We start from the raw sequence: 15,921 nt of genomic DNA on the forward strand, positions 1-15,921 counted from the left end.
TAGGGAAAGAATCACCACGCGGCCAGGCCGGCGATGGCCTGGCGCGTGATCTGCAGGCCGTGGGCCACGACATTGCGGCGCCAGACGCTGGACACGGGTACGAAGGCATCGACCAGATCCGCCCGCAACTGCGCATCGCGCGCGGCGTCGGGCGCCGCCGGGGACTTGAAGCGCAGCCATTGGTCCAGCCTCAGGGCCGGCCGCATCTGCAGGCCGCGCGTGCCGAATTCGACGACTGCGCCGGCCAGCGGCCGCTGGCCCAACGCTTGCTGTACGCCACGGAACACCAGTCCCTGGTAGTCGGGACGAGCCAGGCCGTGCGGGCGCTGCCCCAGTACGCGATCCGCGCCCCACCAGGCCGCGGCTTGCGCCTGCTCGGCGCTGCCGTCGGGGTTGAAGCACAGGAAGAAGGGCTCGCCGTATTCGCCGATGCCGGTGTGCCAGTCGATGAAGGCCACCCGTTCGCTCGCGCCCAGGTGCTCGTCGACGATGCGGCGCAGCGTGCGGTTGGACCATTCGGGGCCGTTGCCGCCATAGACCAGGCCGTCCGGGTGCGTGTACTGGCCGCTGGCCGTGACGTTGAAGAGCGCGTCCGCGCCGTGCTCCTGGCGGAAGCGCTCCAGCGCCTCGGCGCCGGCGTCCAGCGCGGCCTCGGTCCAGTGCTGCGGGATCAGGTGCGGATGCAGGCTGGCATAGTGCGGGTTGGGCGGTGCGGCCCGGGTGTGGTCGATGAAATTGCGGTTCAGGTCGACATTGTTTTCGGTGGTGCGCGTGTCGTGCGCATAGCCGTAGGGATTCAACGCATGTACCAGCACCACGTTGACGCCGTCCGGCAAGGGCAGGCCGCCGTCCGCCTGCAGCCACGCGAGCTGCACCGCCGAGCCGGCCGCGCCTTCGAGGCCGTGGGTGCCGCTGATGGCCAGATGGGTGCGGGCGGCGCCGGGGCGGCCCAGCACCGCCACGTCTACGGTCAACGGCCGGCCCTGCGGGTCGCGCGCCGTGGGATGTTCGTGGCGCGAGAGCGCGGCGCCCCGCGCCGCGGCGGCGGCCACGAAGGCCTCGCGCGCTGTTGCGTAGTCGGCGGAAAAGCAGGTCCAGTAGTCGGGCAGGGGCTGGCCCATCATGCCTCCTGCACGAAGACTTGCAGCGCGCCGGCAGCATGCTCGGGCGCCACCGCCAGTTCGCCCTGTGCGTTGGCGCGGTACGGGACCTCGTTGGCGTCGAGCCACGCGCGCGTCTGCCCGATATCGCGCACGCCGATGACCGATCCCGCGAACCAGCCGCCCTGGCTGCTGGCGGGCAGGCCAACTGGCACGCGCACATGGGGGAAACGCTGCTCGAAGGCGGCGGGCGCGAGGAAGTCGATGCGCAGGCTGCCGCGCCGCACTTGCAGGCCCTGGTCAGGAAGCTCGCTGATGGCAATGGGGCCCAGCACGCGTTCATACGCGGCGCGCAGGGCGCGCGGCTCGGGATGCACGGCGATCAGCGACTCGATGCGGCGGGCGCCGTTGGCATGATCCTGCCATTCGGGCCGGTAGACCAGATGGCGCGTGAGATGGCCGCAGGTGAAGAAGTCCGGCACCGCGAAGAGGCCCGCCGGAAACTGGGTGTTGTTCCAGGCCGCGTCCTCGCTGCCGGCGGGCAGGTGCACCGGACGGCCGCCGCGCTGCGGCGCTTCGGCGTCTATGCCCAGGCGGGCAAGCTCGGCGTGCACGGCGCTGCTGTCGGTGGTCTGCAGCGCGACGGAGACCGGGCCTTCATAGGCGTCGTCAAAGCCCGCAAAGCGCGACTGCTCGCGCAGCTCCGGCGGGAATGCCAGCAGCTCCAGGTAATTGGCGTCCAGGATCAGGGTCTGGTTGCGCGTGCCGCGATGGTGGCGGCCTTGCGGCGCCAGGACAAAGCCCAGCTTCTGGTATTGGGCGGTTGCGGCCTGCAGGTCATGCACCCGGATGATGTAGTGGTCCAGTCCGGTGACTGAGGGTATGGACATCGCGTTTCCTGAATTTGCTTGACGGAAGCGGGCAGTCTGGCCGAAGCGCAGGCGGGCCAGAACGATTGAATTCGCATGTGGATATTTGCTTTCTGTTCGCGCCAGGGGACAGGAGGCATCCGCATATTCATATCTGAAAGTCTTCTTTGCTCCTGGGCCAACCCGCAAGCAGCATGGTGGTCCGTTCAAAGCACATCCCTCTACAACGACATGACGACTCGCAAGACTCCGGGCGGCGCCCGCATCGCATTCTCCCTGGCGCTGGCCCTGGCCGCCGGCGCGGCGCAGGCCGACGCCACGCTGGAAAAGATCAAGGAACGCGGCACCATCACCATAGGCGTGCTGGCCAATGGCGGCGTGTTTGGTTCGCTGGACCCCGCGACGCAGCAGCTGGTGGGCTGGAACCCGGAGCTGGCGCGCGAGCTGGCCAAGGGCCTGGGCGTGAAAGCGGAATTGGTGCAGGTGCAGACCGCCACGCGTACGCAGTTCCTGATCTCCGGCAAGGTCGACCTGCTGATCGCGTCCATGGAGCTGAACCCGGAGCGCGCCGAGATCCTGGGCTATGCGCCGACGCCGTTCTTCCGCGTGGGCGGAACGGCTGCCACCCTGAAGACCAGCGGCATCGCCAAGTGGGAGGACCTGCGCGGCAAGCCGGTGTGCGTGTCCCAGGGCAGCAGCTTCGCGCGGCCCTTGTCAGCCGATTACGGCGCGGTGGTCAAGGGCTACAAGAGCTCGTCGGATTCGCTCCTGGCGCTGCGTGGCGGCCAGTGCGTCGCGGCCGTGCACGATTCGACTCTGATCCAGCCGTTGTTGCGCAGCAACCCGGAATGGAAGGACTACCACGCGCCCATCGCCAGCGAGGTGCTGCCGGCCAACTCGGTGGTCTGGACCCGCAAGGGCGAGGCCGACACCATCGCCGCCGTCGACAAGGTGGTGCAGGACTGGCATCGCACGGGCTGGCTGATCGCCACGGAAACTCGCCTGGGCATCGCACCGCCGCAGCCACTGCTGCAGGAGCTGCATGCCAAGTACAAGCAGGGAAGCTGAGGCGGGCCGGCGCATGTTCGAATCGGCACTGCATGCCTGGGTCGGCCTTTTCAAGCCCCTAGGCCTGAACTACAGCTTCGTGTTGGACGCGAGTGAACTGTCCGCGTTCGGCCGCGGGCTGCTGGTCACGCTGCAACTATGCGCGTGGACCATACCAGTGAGCCTGGCGTTCGGCGTCCTGATCGCGGCGGGCCTGACCAGCGGCCGCGGCTGGCTGGCAAGGCCATTGCAGGCTTTTGTGGAAGTCACGCGCAGCACGCCCACGCTGGTGCAGCTGTATTGCGCCTTCCTGGTGCTGAACATGCTGATCACGCAAAAGCTGGGCGGCGGCAGTCCGATAGCGCCGTTCGCCTGGGTGGTGATCGTGGTGGCGCTGCACAAGGGGGTGTTCCATGCCGAGGCTTTGCGCGCGGGTATCGAAGCGGTGCCCGCCGTAACCATGGAGGCGGCTCGTTCGCTGGCATTCTCACGGCGCCAGATCCTGACCCAGGTGCAACTGCCGCTGGCGTTGCGCTTTGCCTTGCCGGCACTGGTCAACAACCTGGTGGACTTGGTGAAGATGACAGCGATTGCGTCGGCCATCGCGGTGGGCGACGTGACCTATGAGTCCATCATGATCTGGTCGTACCGCGACAACGTGTTGGAACTCTTGCTGCTCATCCTGCTGTACTTCGGCCTGCTGACCTGGCTGGTCGGTCTGGGCGGGAGATGGCTGGAAGAACGTTTGAGGATGCCTGGCTATGGCCAATGACCTGGTCCTGAACGCACAGGCCGCGGGGCGACGGCTGCCGCCGGCCTTGCGCGATCCCTGGCTTGTCGTATTGCTGGCGTTGGCGGCGCTGAACCTGGCGTGGGCGGCCACCAACTCGGCGCCCGCCGCCGTGCGGACGCTGTGGTATTGGTCGCCAGCCTTGCTACGCGGTTTGGCGATGAACGTCCAGATCAGCGTGCTGGCCATGGCGCTGGGTACGCTGGCCGGGCTGGTGGTGGGTGCGCTGTCGTTGTCGCCGTCGCGGCTGATGCGCCGCCTGACACGCGCCTACGTGCTGTTGTTCCGCAATGCGCCCATCCTGGTGTTGGTGTACTTCACCACCTACGTATTTCCCTTCGAGCTGAGGCTGGGCGGATGGAATCTGCCGTTTCCGGACTGGATCAAGGTGGTCATCGGCCTGGGCCTGCCGGCCAGCGCCAACGTCGCCGAGATCTTCCGCGGCGCGATCCAGTCCATCCCCAGCGCGCAATGGGAGGCCGCGCAATCGCTGGCGTTCCGCCGCGCGCAGATCTTCCGCATGATCGTATTGCCGCAGTGCCTGCGGCGGATGCTGCCGTCGTGGATGAACCTGTACGCCAGCATCACCATGAGCACGTCGCTGGCCTCGCTGGTGGGCGTGCACGATCTGGTGGACGCGGCCACGGTGGCCAGCAATACGGTGTCGCGCACCGACTTCACGATATTGGTCTACTTCACGCTATTGGCGCTTTTCTTCGCCTATTGCTACCCCATCGCGCGCTGGACGCGGTATCTGGAAAAACGCCATGAGCATTATTGAATTCGAGGCGCGCACAGCCGCCTCAAGGGGCGCGGCTACGCCGCCGCTGGTCAGCCTGCAGGACGTGCATCTGGCCTTTGGCCAGACGGAGGTGCTCAAGGGCATGGACGTCGAGGTGCGGCAGGGGCAGGCGGTGTCCATCATCGGACCGTCGGGATCGGGCAAGTCCACCATCCTGCGCTGCATTACCGGACTGCTGCGCCCGCAGCGCGGCCGCATCGAGGTTGGCGGCGTGCGCGTGGACGCCTTGAAGACGGAAGCCGAGCTGATCGGCCTGCGCAAGCGCGTGGGCTTCGTGTTCCAGCAATACAACCTGTTCCCGCACCTGAGCGTGCTGGAGAACCTGACGATCTCTCCCATCAAGGTGGGCGGCGTACCGCGCGCGCAGGCCGAGAAGCGCGCGCGCGAGCTACTGGCCCAGGTGCGGATGGAGCACAAGCAGGACGCCTATCCCGGCGAACTGTCCGGCGGCCAGCAGCAACGCGTGGCGATCGCGCGCGCGCTGGCATTGCGGCCCGAGCTGATCCTGTTCGATGAAGTCACTTCCGCGCTGGACCCGGAGATGGTCGGCGAAGTGTTGGCCGTGATTCGCGAACTGGTGGAGGACGGCCTGACTTGCGTGCTGGTGACCCATGAGATGCGCTTTGCCGAAGAGATCAGCGACATTGTGTATTTCACCGAGGCCGGCCGGATCGTCGAGTCCGGGCCGCCGGCGCGCCTGTTCGGGGCGCCTGCCAGCGAGCGCACGCGCGCCTTTCTGCAACGGGCGGTCGGCGCGGCGCCCGTGCGCGAGCGGACTCCCGATCCCATACAGAGCTACCTGCATTTCGATCCGCTGCGCCTGGCGGTGTGAACCCTGATGGAGTTGCGCATGATTTTCATATCCCTGATTCCCATTTGTGGCGAGGTGACCGCATGAGCCTTGCAGACGCTCGCGTCCAGACCCGGCTGGTGCATGCCGGCGCGCCCGACCTGAAGCAGGGCGGCGGCCCGGTGAACGTGCCGGTGGTACGCACCAGCACCGTGCGCTTTGCCGACACGGCCGCGCAGGCGGCCCTGGGCCGGCAACGCGCGGCCGGGGAACGCGTGGCGACCTATGGACGCCATGGCCTGGACACCCATCAGGCGCTGGAAGAGGCTGTGACGTCGCTGGAAGGCGGCTACCGCACGCTGCTGGCACCCTCCGGGCTGTCAGCCATCGTGCTGGTGCTACTGGCGACCCTGGCGCCGGGCGAGCACGCCTTGGTGGCCGACAGTGTCTATTCGCCGGTGCGCAAGGTGGACCGCGCGCTGTTGCAGCGCTATGGGATCGAGGTGGAGTATTTTTCCGCAGCACGCGACGACCTCGCAGCGCTGATCCGTCCGAACACCCGCCTGCTATACCTGGAGTCGCCCAGCTCGCTCCTGTACGAAGTGCAGGACCTGCCTGCGCTGGCCGCGACGGCGCGGCGGCATGGCGTGCTGGCGGCGGCGGACAATACCTGGAGCGGCGGCCTGTATTATCAGCCGCTGGCGTTGGGCGCGCACATTTCGATTCAGGCGGCCACAAAGTACCTGGCGGGACACTCCGACGTGATGATGGGCGTGGTCACGGTCGATAGTCCGGAACTGGCCAGGCAACTGGGCGCGACCTACGACGCCCTGGGCCTGTCGGTGGGCGCGGACGATGCCTATCTGACCTTGCGCGGCCTGCGCACGTTGGATGTGCGGCTGGCGCGGCATCATGAAAACGCGTTGGTCGTGGCCGAATATCTGGCGCGGCACGAGGACGTCGCCAGAGTCTATTACCCAGCGTTGGCGCAGGACCCGGGCCATGCGTTGTGGCGGCGGGATTTCAGCGGCGCCAGCGGCCTGGTGTCGTTCGCGTTCCGCCATTCCGATGCCGCTGCCGGCGCGCGCTTCATCGATGCCTTGCGCTATTTCTCCATCGGCGCATCCTGGGGCGGCTACGAAAGCCTGGCGCTGGAGGCGGCGCCCGAGCGCCTGGCCGAGCACAGCCAGTGGCGGGATGGTCCGCAGACCCAATCCGTGGTGCGCCTGCACATCGGGCTGGAAAGCCCGCTGGACCTGGTGGACGACCTGGAGCGCGCATTCGCGGCAACACGCCAGGCCCTGCGGCGCAGCGCCTGAGGCATATGCAAATGAGCGGTTTTCTTTAGGGTTTCCGGCTATGTAGAAGCAACGTTTACCTCTTTGTCCGTCAGTACCCGCGACCACTAGAATTTGCCCTGTTCCATGATTGGCGGCAGGGCATGTCTACTATTCTTTCCATCGGTTCGGTGCAGCTTCCGTTTCTTGTCCAGCGGCAGGCGGCGGTACGCGAGTTCTATGGTCACATCATCGGCCTGGACGAAATGGCCGGGGCCGGCGGCCAGCGGCTGCTGTTCGCGCTGGGCGAAGCGACCTTGTCGCTGTCTCCCGTGGACGAAATCAGCAGGGAAGTGAAGCCCGATTACCTCGCGCTCAGGACCGGCGACTATGACGTCATCCTGGCGCGCCTGCGCCGGGCTGGACACCATCCGGTCTGCTCCTTGCCAGACGCCGAGCCGCGCGTGATGTACGTGAAAGATCCGTCCGGCAATCAGCTGGCATTCCTGGGCTGAGGCGCGCGATGAACTTCCAGCAATTGCGCTCCGTGCGCGAGGCCGTACGCCAGGACTTCAACCTGACCGACGTGTCCGAAAGCCTGCACACCTCGCAGCCCGGCGTCAGCCGTCAGATCCGCGAACTCGAGGAAGAGGTGGGCGTCGACATCTTCGTGCGCTCGGGCAAGCGGCTGATCGGCCTGACCCCGCCCGGCGAGCTTATCCTGCCCTTGGTCGAGCAGATCCTGCAATGCGCCGATAACATCCGCCATGCCGGGGCGGAGTACGCCGACAGCCGGACGGGCGTGCTGTCCATAGCGGCCACCCATTCGCAGGCGCGCTACGCCTTGCCGCCCGTCATCAAGGAGTTCCGCGAACGCTATCCCGAAGTGGTGCTGCATCTGCATCAAGGTTCGCCCAAGCAGGTGTCGGAGATGCTGCTGGAGGGCGAGGCCGACATCGGCGTGGCGACGGAAGCGGTGGCCGATTATCCGGGGCTCGTCAACCTGCCTTGCTACCGTTGGAGCCACAGCATCATCGTGCCTCGCGGCCATCCTCTGGAACGGCAGCAGGACGGGGTCACGCTGTCGCAGCTGTCGCGCCATCCCATCATCACCTATGGGCGGGGCTACACGGGCCGGGCGCATATCGACGAGGCCTTCGCGCGAGCCGGCATCACGCCCGACATCGTCATGACGGCGATGGACGCGGATGTGATCAAGACCTATGTGGAGCTGGGGCTGGGCTTGGGCATCGTGGCCTCGGTGGCCTGGGACGCCGAGCGCGACACGCGCCTGTGCGCCATCGACGCCCGCCACCTGTTCGAGATCAACCTGACGCGGCTGGCGATACGGCGCGGCGCATGGCTGCGCGGTTACGCTTTTCACTTTATCGAGATGTTCGTGCCGACTTTGACGCGCGAGATCGTCGAACGCGAGCTCAAGGGCGAAGGCTGAGGCAAGCGGCGCAGGGACAGTCGTCCCGCGCATATCCATAGTTGCATCGCTTCGTTCCCGCCGCGGCGCCGCGCACGTAGGCTGACCTTTTCTTCCACACGGAATTCAGGGCCATCCCATGAGTACATCTGCACCGCTGTCCGCAACCGCGAGCATCCACAACCAACGCGCACGGGCCGTGCGCGAGTTCATCGCCCATGCACGGCGGCTGGCGCCCGATGCCGCCAGCGTCACGCGCGAACAACTGGCCGAAGTGGCAACGCTGCTGGAAGCGCTGGGGCGCCGCCGCGAGCTGTTCCCGGCCGAAGCGTTCGCCTTGGTCCCGGGCAGGCCGAACGCCATCTACCGGCTGGCGGAGGACCTGGACGGCGGCCATGCCCTTTACCTGTCGCTGGGCGCGCCGGGCAAGGCCCAGCCGCCGCACGACCACACCACCTGGGCCATCATCGCCGGCGTGCAGGGCAATGAGCGCAATGAGGTCTATGCGCGCGAGCGCAGCGCCGATCCGCTGCGCGATGTGCTGACCCACGTCCAGCGCGTGGATGTGCAGCCGGGCAGCTCCATCGTGCTGGGGCCGGCGGACGTACACACCATCGAACTGGTAGGTGACGAGCCTGGCGCGCACCTGCATTTCTATGGCCTGGCGCTGGACCGCCTGCATGGCCGTGTGGTGTTCGAAAGCACGGCGGGCGGCACCTACCGCACATTCTCGCCGCCTGCGGCGATCTATCATGCGCGTATTTCCACGCAGGCGCTGCAGGACGAACTGCGCGGCGCGGGCGAGATCGCCTTGCTGGACGTGCGCGAGGCGGGCCGTCATGCGCGCCGCCATCTGCTGCACGCCGTGCCAGCGCCCTTGTGGCGCCTGGAACTGCTGATCGACAAGCTGGCGCCGCGCCGCGATGCGCGCATCGTGCTGGTGGATGATGACGAGACGCTGGCACACCAGGCCGCGGCCAAGCTGACGCGCCTGGGCTGGAGCGATATTTCGGTGCTGGCGGGCGGGACGGACGCCTGGGAGCGGGAGGGGCGGGAGTTGTTCTCCGGCACCAACGTGCCCAGCAAGGCGTTCGGCGAAGTCATCGAGCATGAGAAGCGCACACCCTGGATCGACGTCGACGAACTCGATGCGCGCGTGGCGCGCGGTGACGACATCGTGGTGGTCGACAGCCGCACGCCGGAGGAATTCCATAACTTCACGCTGCCCTTCGCGCACAGTCTGCCTGGGGCGGAACTGGTCTATCGAATCCGCGAGCTGGCGCCGGACCCGGCTACCTTTGTGGTGGTGAACTGTGCGGGACGCACGCGCAGCATCGTCGGCGCGCAAACGTTGATCGACGCCGGCATACCCAACCGTGTCGCGTCGTTGCGCAACGGCACCATGGAGTGGCTGCTGTCGGGCCGCGAGCTGGCCCATGGCAGGCATGCGGCGCTGCCTGAGCCGGACGGCCAGACCTTGACTGCGGCCCGCCAACAGGCGGCCGGCGTCGCGCGCCTAGCAGGCGTCGCGCACATCGATACCGCCGCCTTGCTGGCATTCGAGGCGGAGCAAGACGTGCGCACGCTTTACAAGTTCGATGTGCGCACCCGCGAGGAGTACGAGACCGGCCATCTGGAGGGCTGGCGCTGGGCGCCCGGCGGCCAACTGGTGCAGGCCACGGACGAGTACCTGGCCACGCGCCGCGCCCGCGTGGTGCTGGCGGATTGGGACGGCGTGCGCGCCTTGACCACCGGCGCCTGGCTGGCCCAGCTAGGCGCGGTGGAGGTCTATCTGTACCGACCGCCGGCATCGGCCGCGTTGCAGAGCGGGCCGGAGCCGCGGCGGGTGCTGCGCCACCGGCCTGACGCCGGCGGTTTGCGGCCGCAAGCCTTGCGGGCCGCGTTGGAAAGCGGCCAGGCCGTGCTGTTCGACGTCGATGCACGGGTTGCGTACGAACGCGGCCACGTGCCGGGCTCCCGATACTCGGCGCCCGACCGCCTGGCCGAGTTCCTCCCCGAAGACCGGGACCGGACCATCGTGCTGACTTCCGCCGACGGCGTGCTGGCAAGCGTCGTGGCGGCCGAGCTGGCGTGGCGCAGCCAGCGGCCGGTGCGCTACCTGCTGGGAGGCACCCGCGCCTGGAAGGAACAGGGCCTTGAACTGGCCCGTGGCGGGCAAGGCGTGCTGACGGGGGACGACGACCAGAGCGTCAGCCCTTATCTGTTGGACGACCTGGCCGCGCGGGATCAGGGCTTCCGCGACTATCTGGACTGGGAGCTGGGACTGGTGGCGCAGCTGGAGCGCGAAGGCAGCCAGGAGTTTCGGTTGATCGCGCGGGAGTGACGGGAGCGGCCAGCGGGCCCCGGCTTCAGCGTGCAGTGCCTTTGATCGCGGCCATCAGGTCATCCGGGTGCGCCATCAGTTCGCGCGCCTGGCATAGCGTCGGGTACTGCTGCAGCACGCCGGTCCATTGCGCCGATTGCAGCAGCTGTTGCCAGACGGGCTCCAAGGTATCGCGGGCTGCGTCCAGGCCCTGCGCCAGCAGACCGGCATACTCCAGGCTGGGCGGCGCGGATAGCAGCTGCATGCGGCTGGCGGCGCTGAGCAGGCGCGGGATCGCGTCTGCCGGGCCATCGCAGACATAGAGCACGGTGGTATCGAGCCGCGGGCCTTCGGCCGGCAACGCCCGCAGCGCCGCGCCGCGCAGGGGGAACCGGCCCTGGCGCGTACTGAAGGCGTAGTCGGTCCGCGGATCGGCTTGCGCCAGCAGGCGCAGCCCGCGCAACAGGCGCGGGAAGTCGGTGGCGGCTGCGTCGGCCGAGGCCTTGGCTTCGAGAAGCAGGCACAGGTCCCAGGCCGGCGGCCCGCCATCGCCTTCCGCCTGGCGCAGCAGCGCGGCATCCCATTCGGTCTTGGCGCGGTCGGCGTTGGCGGGCATCGAAGGCGGTACGCGCATGGACGACACGGCCTGGTAGGCTGGGCTGCCATCGGCGTCGTTGAGGCGGCGTGCCAGGGCCTGGAGCGCTTGCAGCGCTTGCGCCTCGACGGCGTCGCCGCGCAACCGCGAGGCGTTGCCTTCGGCCAGGGCGCTGGCGCTGCCCGGGCGCGGGCCTTGCTGTTCCCACAAGGCGCGGTAGCGGCGCACGTCGCTGTCGGCCGTCAGGACGTCCAGGCGTTGCAGATGATCCAGCGCGGGGCTGGCGAGCAGACGGTCGAGAGCGGCAGAGGCCGGCTGGGCTTCGGCGGACAAACCAAGAAGCCGGCGCGCGGCATCGGGCAGCGCCGTCCAGGAGTCGGATGCTGCCGCAGCCTGCAAGGCGGCCATGGCGTCGCGCGCGGGGCCTGCCGGCATGCGTTCAAGCTTGGCGGGATGGGCGACTGCGTTGGCGGCGGCAATGATCTCGCGGCGGTCCTGGGCTGCGCGCGCGGCCAGGGAGGCATACTCGCGCACGAGCGGCAGGCGGTGCCGCAGCAGCATGGCCTGGAATGCCGGATCGCCGTCGGACTCGCGCATGGCGTCGCGGATCAGGCGCGCCAGGGCGTCGAGAAAGGCTCGCTCGACCGCGGCCGGCGGCGCGGCGCCATCTTCGACCGACTGGCGCGCCTGTTCGATGGCGACGGCCAGAGCGGTCGCGGGCGGGGCGTCTTCCGTGGGGATGCGGGAAATGGCCGGCACGCGATAGCGCCGGGCGGTGCGGCGCAGGATGGCGTCGAGCAGGGATAGGGAGGGCGGCTGGGGCATGGCGCCCCAAGCCTACCGCGATGCCGCCGGCGCGGCAAACGCACCGCGCCCTGGCCGGCAGCGGCTTCTTACTTGAACAGCGCGGCGTTTTCCTGCAAGGCGGTGTCGGCGCATTGCGCGTCCAGGTTGCCGCCGGGTGCGCCCGCCACGCCGATGGCGCCGATCACGGCCGAGCCGGCCTTTACGGGCACGCCGCCGCCCAGCACCAGGAAGCCCGGAATGTCGGTCAGGGTGGCTGCGGCGGGATTCTTCTGGACGTTTTCCAGCATCGTCAGCGTCGGGGTCTTGGCGGACGCGGCGGTAAACGCTTTCGCACGGCTGGCTTCGATGGTGTGCGGGCCGGCATTATCGGCGCGGGCGAAGGCCTTGAGCAGGCCGGCGCGGTCCACGACCGAGGCGCTCACGTTGTAGCCCTTGGCCTGGCAGGCGGCGACGGTGGCCGTCGCCAGCTTCTGCGCGTCGGCCATGGACAGGTTGCTCTCGTTGAGCACGGCGGCGTTGGCGGCGCCGGCGCAGGCGAACAGGGCGGCGAAAGCGATGAATTTGGGCGACATGTCTGTGTCCTTAGTGGGTCGGTGACAGGAACAGACAGATTAAAGATGACGGCCGATCGGCGGTATTCGGTCGGCTACGCTGGGGCCTCCGTAGGGCTACGGAGGGAGGCTGCGCAAGGCTGCCCGCAGCGTCGACAGCCTTCAGGCCAGCAGCCCTGCGTATTCGCGGATCAGTCCGGCCAGGTTGTCCGCTTCCAGCTTGGCGAAGACGTTGGCGCGGTAGGTCTCCACCGTGCGCGGCGACAGGTCGAATTCGCGCGCGATCTCCTTATTGCTCAGGCCTTGCACGACGCGTTCCAGCACATCGCGTTCGCGGCCGGAAAGCTTGTCCAGCCGTTCCTGCGCGGCCTGCGTCACGGCGAGTTTTTCGCGGCTGGCGATGTGGGTGCGCACGGCGGCCTGCACGGCGTCCAGGAAGACGTCGTCGTCCACGGGCTTTTGCAGGAATTCCATGGCGCCACCCTTGAACGCGCGGCGGCACAGGTCCACGTTGGCGTGGCCGGTCAGCATGACCACGGGCAGGTCCGATTGCTCGGCCAGCCGGCTCAGCACGTCCAGGCCGCTGATGCCGGGCATGCGGATGTCCAGGACCACGCAGCCGATGGCCTGCGGGTGCAACCGGGCCAGGAAGGCCTGCGGGTCGCCATGGCCCTCGCTGCGCAGGCCGACGCTGCGCAGCAGCAGCGCCAGGCCGTCGCGCACGGCGTCGTCGTCATCGACCAGATAGACCAGCGGGGATTGTTCGAACATGGGAGATTCCTGCGTCATCATGCGGCGGCGGCGGCGCGCGGCAGGCTGACCGTGAAGCAGGCGCCTGCCGGGCTGAGATTGCGCGCGGCGATACGGCCGTCCATGGAGCCGGCCAGCGTGTCGCACAGCGCCAGGCCCAGGCCCATGCCTTGCGGCCGCGTGGTGTAGAAGGGAGCGAACAGGCGCGGCAGCGCGTCGGCGGCGATGCCGGGGCCGGTGTCGCTGACGCTGAACAGGTAGGCGTCGCCATCGGCGCGGCCTTCCAGCAAGATCTGGCGCGGTCCGGGAACGTCGGCCAGCGCATCGGCGGCGTTCTGCACCAGATTGTGCAGGATCTGCTCCAGGGCCACGCGGTCGCCGAGCGGCCGCACGCCTGGGCTGGCGTTGTGCCAGCTCAGCCGTATGCCTAGCCGGGCCAGTTCCGTTTCGCGCAGAAAGCGCAGCGACGCCACCAAGGCGTCGGGGTCCAGCGCCTCGCGCCGGGCGGGCGAGCTGGGCTGCACCAGGGCGCGCATGCGGCTGATGATTTCGGCCGCGCGCTTGGCCTGTTCGGCGCTGGCCAATAGCGCGTGGCGCACGGCGGGGCGTTCCTCTTCGTCGTCCAGCAGCCGCTCGGCGGCGCGGGTCTGGGCCAGGATGGCGGTCAGCGGCTGGTTCAGTTCATGGGCGATGCCGGCGGCCATTTCGCCCAGCGTGCTCAGGCGCGCCATGGCGCCCAGGCGCAGTTGTTCCTGGTGGCGGCGGGCCTGGGCGCGCGAGCGCTGCCACGCCGCGGCGCCGGCCACCAGCAGCGCGCTGGCCAGGCCCCAGGCGAGCCAGGTGGCCCAGGGCCAGGCGCCGGGCGTCAGCGTGCGCGTGCTGCGCATCTGGAAGGGTTGGCTGGCCGCGCCCAGCGGCTTTTGCAGGGCCAGCGGCCAGCCGAGGCTGCCGGCGTCGGGCTGCTTGTCCAGCAGCCGCAGCGGGGTCTGGTCCACCGTCAGGGTGAGGTTGGCAAGGCCGGGAGGAAAGTCGGCCGCGGGTATCAGCTGGCTGGCGTCCAGCAGCAGGCTCCAGCCCGAGGGCGCCACCAGCCAGTAGCGGGCGCTGTCCACTGGCAGCGTCACCGGCCGGCCCTGGCCGCGCGCGCGGTCGACGGCGGCCGCAAGGCCCGGAGGTTCCGCCACGCTGCCGCTCCAGGCGCCGCCGGGCAGGTAGCCCAGCCCCAGCAGTTGGGGCATGGCCGGCCGCAGGCTGGGATAAAGGCGTTCCGGAGCAGGGGGATGGGAAAGGGCGGCCAGCGTCGCCAGCACGGCTTCATGCTGCACCGTTTTTTGGCTCAGCATGCGCTGCGCCACGCTGGTGCTCTGGGTGAAGCGTTCGTACTGGTCCACATAGTCCTGCCGCCCGATCCAGAGGGCGCCGAAGGTGAACAGGACCAGCCAGCAGAAGAAGGCGCGAGCGCGCGATAGGGGATTCACGCCTGAAATTATGCCTTGCGGCCAACGCGGGCAGGAATCCGTAGGGCTACGGAGGGGTGGGCGCTCAGGCCGCCAGCCGCTGGGCGTCCGGGTCCGGCGCCTGCGAGCTGGCCGCGAGCGCGATCTGGTACAGCGCCGCCACCAGGTCCGATTGCGTCACCAGTCCGACCAGGTTGCGCGCTTCATCCAGCACCGGCACGCAATGCAGGCTGTCCGACATGGGGCGGGCCAGCTCGATGACGGGCAGGCCGGGGGTGGCGAAAGGCACTTCGCTGCGCATGCAGTCGGCCACCAGCAGGTCGGGCGCGGCATCCGCATCGGCGGCGACGGCAGCCAGCCGGGTCCGGCGCGCCAGCACGTCGCCCTGGCTGACCATGCCGGCGTAGCGGCCGGCCGAATCCAGCACCGGCAATGCCTGCAGGCGATGCTTGTCGAACAGGCGCACGGTGTAGTCCAGCGGGTCCTGGGCCTGTACCGTGACTACGTCGCGCGACATGATGTCGGCGCAATGCACGTCGCCGAAGCGGCGCACGCTGGCGCGCATTTCCGCGGCCAGGACGATTTCTTCCAGGTCTTCCTTGCTGATGTCCAGCAGCTCGCCGCGCTGCGTGAGCGCGTCGTCCAGGTCGGCCAGACTGAAGCCCAGGCGGGCGCTGGGCGCGAGGTCGCGGGTGTTGTGGCCAGCGGCCGGGTCGGCGTGGCGGCGCGGATAATTGCGCTTGAGCGCGCCATTGAAGACCACGGCGATGCACAGCAGGATGGCGGAGTTCAGCGCCACGGGCCAGAGCGCAAAGCCGTAGCCCAGGCTGGCGACCGCGGGGCCGCCCAGCACGGCGGTCAGCGCCACTGCGCCGCTGGGCGGATGCAGGCAGCGCAAAGAGAACATGGCGCCAATGGCCAGCGCCACCGCCACGGCGGCAGCCACGCCGGGCACAGGGATGAACTGGGCGCAGAAGACGCCGATCAGGGCCGATACCAGATTGCCGGCCATGATGGACCAGGGCTGAGCGAGCGGACTGGCTGGGGCGGCGAACAGCAGCACGGCGGACGCGCCCATGGGGGCGATGAACCAGGGGCTGGCGTCGCCCAGCGCGTGGCGGCCCACCCATTCCGTGCAGAACAGGCCAAGCAGCGCGCCCAGCACGCCGTAGAGCTTCTCGCGTCCGTTGACGCCCACCGGGGCTGGCGCGAACGAGCCCAGCCAGCGCTTGATTGCTACACCCAAAACGATCTCCTCGCGCATCGATATGTCGCGGGGCGACAATTTATCACGCGAGGCAAAGCTGCGCTGCATAAGCTTATGCAGCAGC

The 15,921-nt window shown here is 68.7% G+C and carries 15 protein-coding genes; 8 read left to right on the forward strand and 7 right to left on the reverse strand.

Annotation, left to right across the window (positions count from 1 at the left end):
- Positions 1-11: 11 nt before the first annotated feature.
- A complete protein-coding gene (locus IB259_RS04245; protein WP_192327686.1) occupies positions 12-1,121 on the reverse strand; it encodes a DUF2817 domain-containing protein in 1,110 nt (369 codons plus the stop codon).
- The gene (locus IB259_RS04250; protein ID WP_192327689.1) at positions 1,121-1,990 is read right to left on the reverse strand and encodes a VOC family protein; all 870 of its coding nucleotides are present in this window, start codon (positions 1,988-1,990) and stop codon (positions 1,121-1,123) included. The genes IB259_RS04245 and IB259_RS04250 overlap by 1 nt, the downstream gene beginning before the upstream one ends.
- A gap of 210 nt (positions 1,991-2,200) precedes the next feature.
- On the opposite strand from IB259_RS04250, the gene IB259_RS04255 reads away from it, so the two are divergent.
- The 8 genes from IB259_RS04255 to IB259_RS04290 all read left to right on the forward strand — a co-directional run bounded on the left by IB259_RS04255 (position 2,201) and on the right by IB259_RS04290 (position 10,451).
- Positions 2,201-3,037, forward strand: a complete 837-nt coding sequence (locus IB259_RS04255) for a transporter substrate-binding domain-containing protein (RefSeq protein ID WP_175160718.1) — start codon at positions 2,201-2,203, stop codon at positions 3,035-3,037.
- 13 nt (positions 3,038-3,050) lie between these two features.
- Entirely contained in the window at positions 3,051-3,788 is a 738-nt protein-coding gene (locus IB259_RS04260; RefSeq protein WP_192327692.1) for an amino acid ABC transporter permease, read from the forward strand.
- The gene (locus tag IB259_RS04265; RefSeq protein WP_175160722.1) at positions 3,778-4,587 is read left to right on the forward strand and encodes an amino acid ABC transporter permease; all 810 of its coding nucleotides are present in this window, start codon (positions 3,778-3,780) and stop codon (positions 4,585-4,587) included. The genes IB259_RS04260 and IB259_RS04265 overlap by 11 nt, the downstream gene beginning before the upstream one ends.
- Positions 4,574-5,440, forward strand: a complete 867-nt coding sequence (locus IB259_RS04270) for an amino acid ABC transporter ATP-binding protein (RefSeq protein WP_175213314.1) — start codon at positions 4,574-4,576, stop codon at positions 5,438-5,440. Before IB259_RS04265 ends, IB259_RS04270 begins: the two co-directional genes overlap by 14 nt.
- Positions 5,441-5,502: 62 nt before the next feature.
- Positions 5,503-6,717 carry a cystathionine beta-lyase gene (metC, locus tag IB259_RS04275; RefSeq protein ID WP_192327695.1) on the forward strand — a complete coding sequence of 405 codons (1,215 nt, stop codon included), beginning with the start codon at positions 5,503-5,505 and terminating at the stop codon, positions 6,715-6,717.
- Between the two features lie 122 nt (positions 6,718-6,839).
- A complete protein-coding gene (locus IB259_RS04280) occupies positions 6,840-7,190 on the forward strand; it encodes a glyoxalase/bleomycin resistance/dioxygenase family protein (RefSeq protein ID WP_054454611.1) in 351 nt (116 codons plus the stop codon).
- Between the two features lie 8 nt (positions 7,191-7,198).
- On the forward strand, positions 7,199-8,128 hold the full coding sequence (locus tag IB259_RS04285) for a CysB family HTH-type transcriptional regulator (RefSeq protein ID WP_192327699.1): 930 nt from the start codon (positions 7,199-7,201) through the stop codon (positions 8,126-8,128).
- A gap of 118 nt (positions 8,129-8,246) precedes the next feature.
- Positions 8,247-10,451 carry a rhodanese-like domain-containing protein gene (locus tag IB259_RS04290; RefSeq protein ID WP_192327702.1) on the forward strand — a complete coding sequence of 735 codons (2,205 nt, stop codon included), beginning with the start codon at positions 8,247-8,249 and terminating at the stop codon, positions 10,449-10,451.
- Positions 10,452-10,476: 25 nt separating this feature from the next.
- On the opposite strand, the gene IB259_RS04295 is transcribed toward IB259_RS04290, so the two are convergent.
- From IB259_RS04295 to IB259_RS04315, 5 genes are all read right to left on the reverse strand, one after another.
- Positions 10,477-11,850 carry a 3-deoxy-D-arabino-heptulosonate 7-phosphate synthase gene (locus tag IB259_RS04295; protein WP_192327705.1) on the reverse strand — a complete coding sequence of 458 codons (1,374 nt, stop codon included), beginning with the start codon at positions 11,848-11,850 and terminating at the stop codon, positions 10,477-10,479.
- A gap of 68 nt (positions 11,851-11,918) precedes the next feature.
- Positions 11,919-12,404, reverse strand: coding sequence for a heme-binding protein (locus IB259_RS04300; protein ID WP_054454605.1), 486 nt, complete (start codon positions 12,402-12,404; stop codon positions 11,919-11,921).
- Between the two features lie 141 nt (positions 12,405-12,545).
- The gene (locus IB259_RS04305; protein WP_119451527.1) at positions 12,546-13,154 is read right to left on the reverse strand and encodes a response regulator transcription factor; all 609 of its coding nucleotides are present in this window, start codon (positions 13,152-13,154) and stop codon (positions 12,546-12,548) included.
- A 17-nt stretch (positions 13,155-13,171) separates the two neighbouring features.
- On the reverse strand, positions 13,172-14,611 hold the full coding sequence (locus IB259_RS04310; protein ID WP_192327708.1) for an ATP-binding protein: 1,440 nt from the start codon (positions 14,609-14,611) through the stop codon (positions 13,172-13,174).
- Positions 14,612-14,675: 64 nt separating this feature from the next.
- On the reverse strand, positions 14,676-15,836 hold the full coding sequence (locus tag IB259_RS04315; RefSeq protein ID WP_370127593.1) for an HPP family protein: 1,161 nt from the start codon (positions 15,834-15,836) through the stop codon (positions 14,676-14,678).
- Positions 15,837-15,921: the final 85 nt, after the last annotated feature.

Origin of the sequence: Achromobacter sp. ACM04 (genome assembly GCF_014851465.1) — a bacterium.
In the GTDB taxonomy this organism is placed as follows: Bacteria; Pseudomonadota; Gammaproteobacteria; order Burkholderiales; family Burkholderiaceae_B; genus Achromobacter; species Achromobacter aegrifaciens.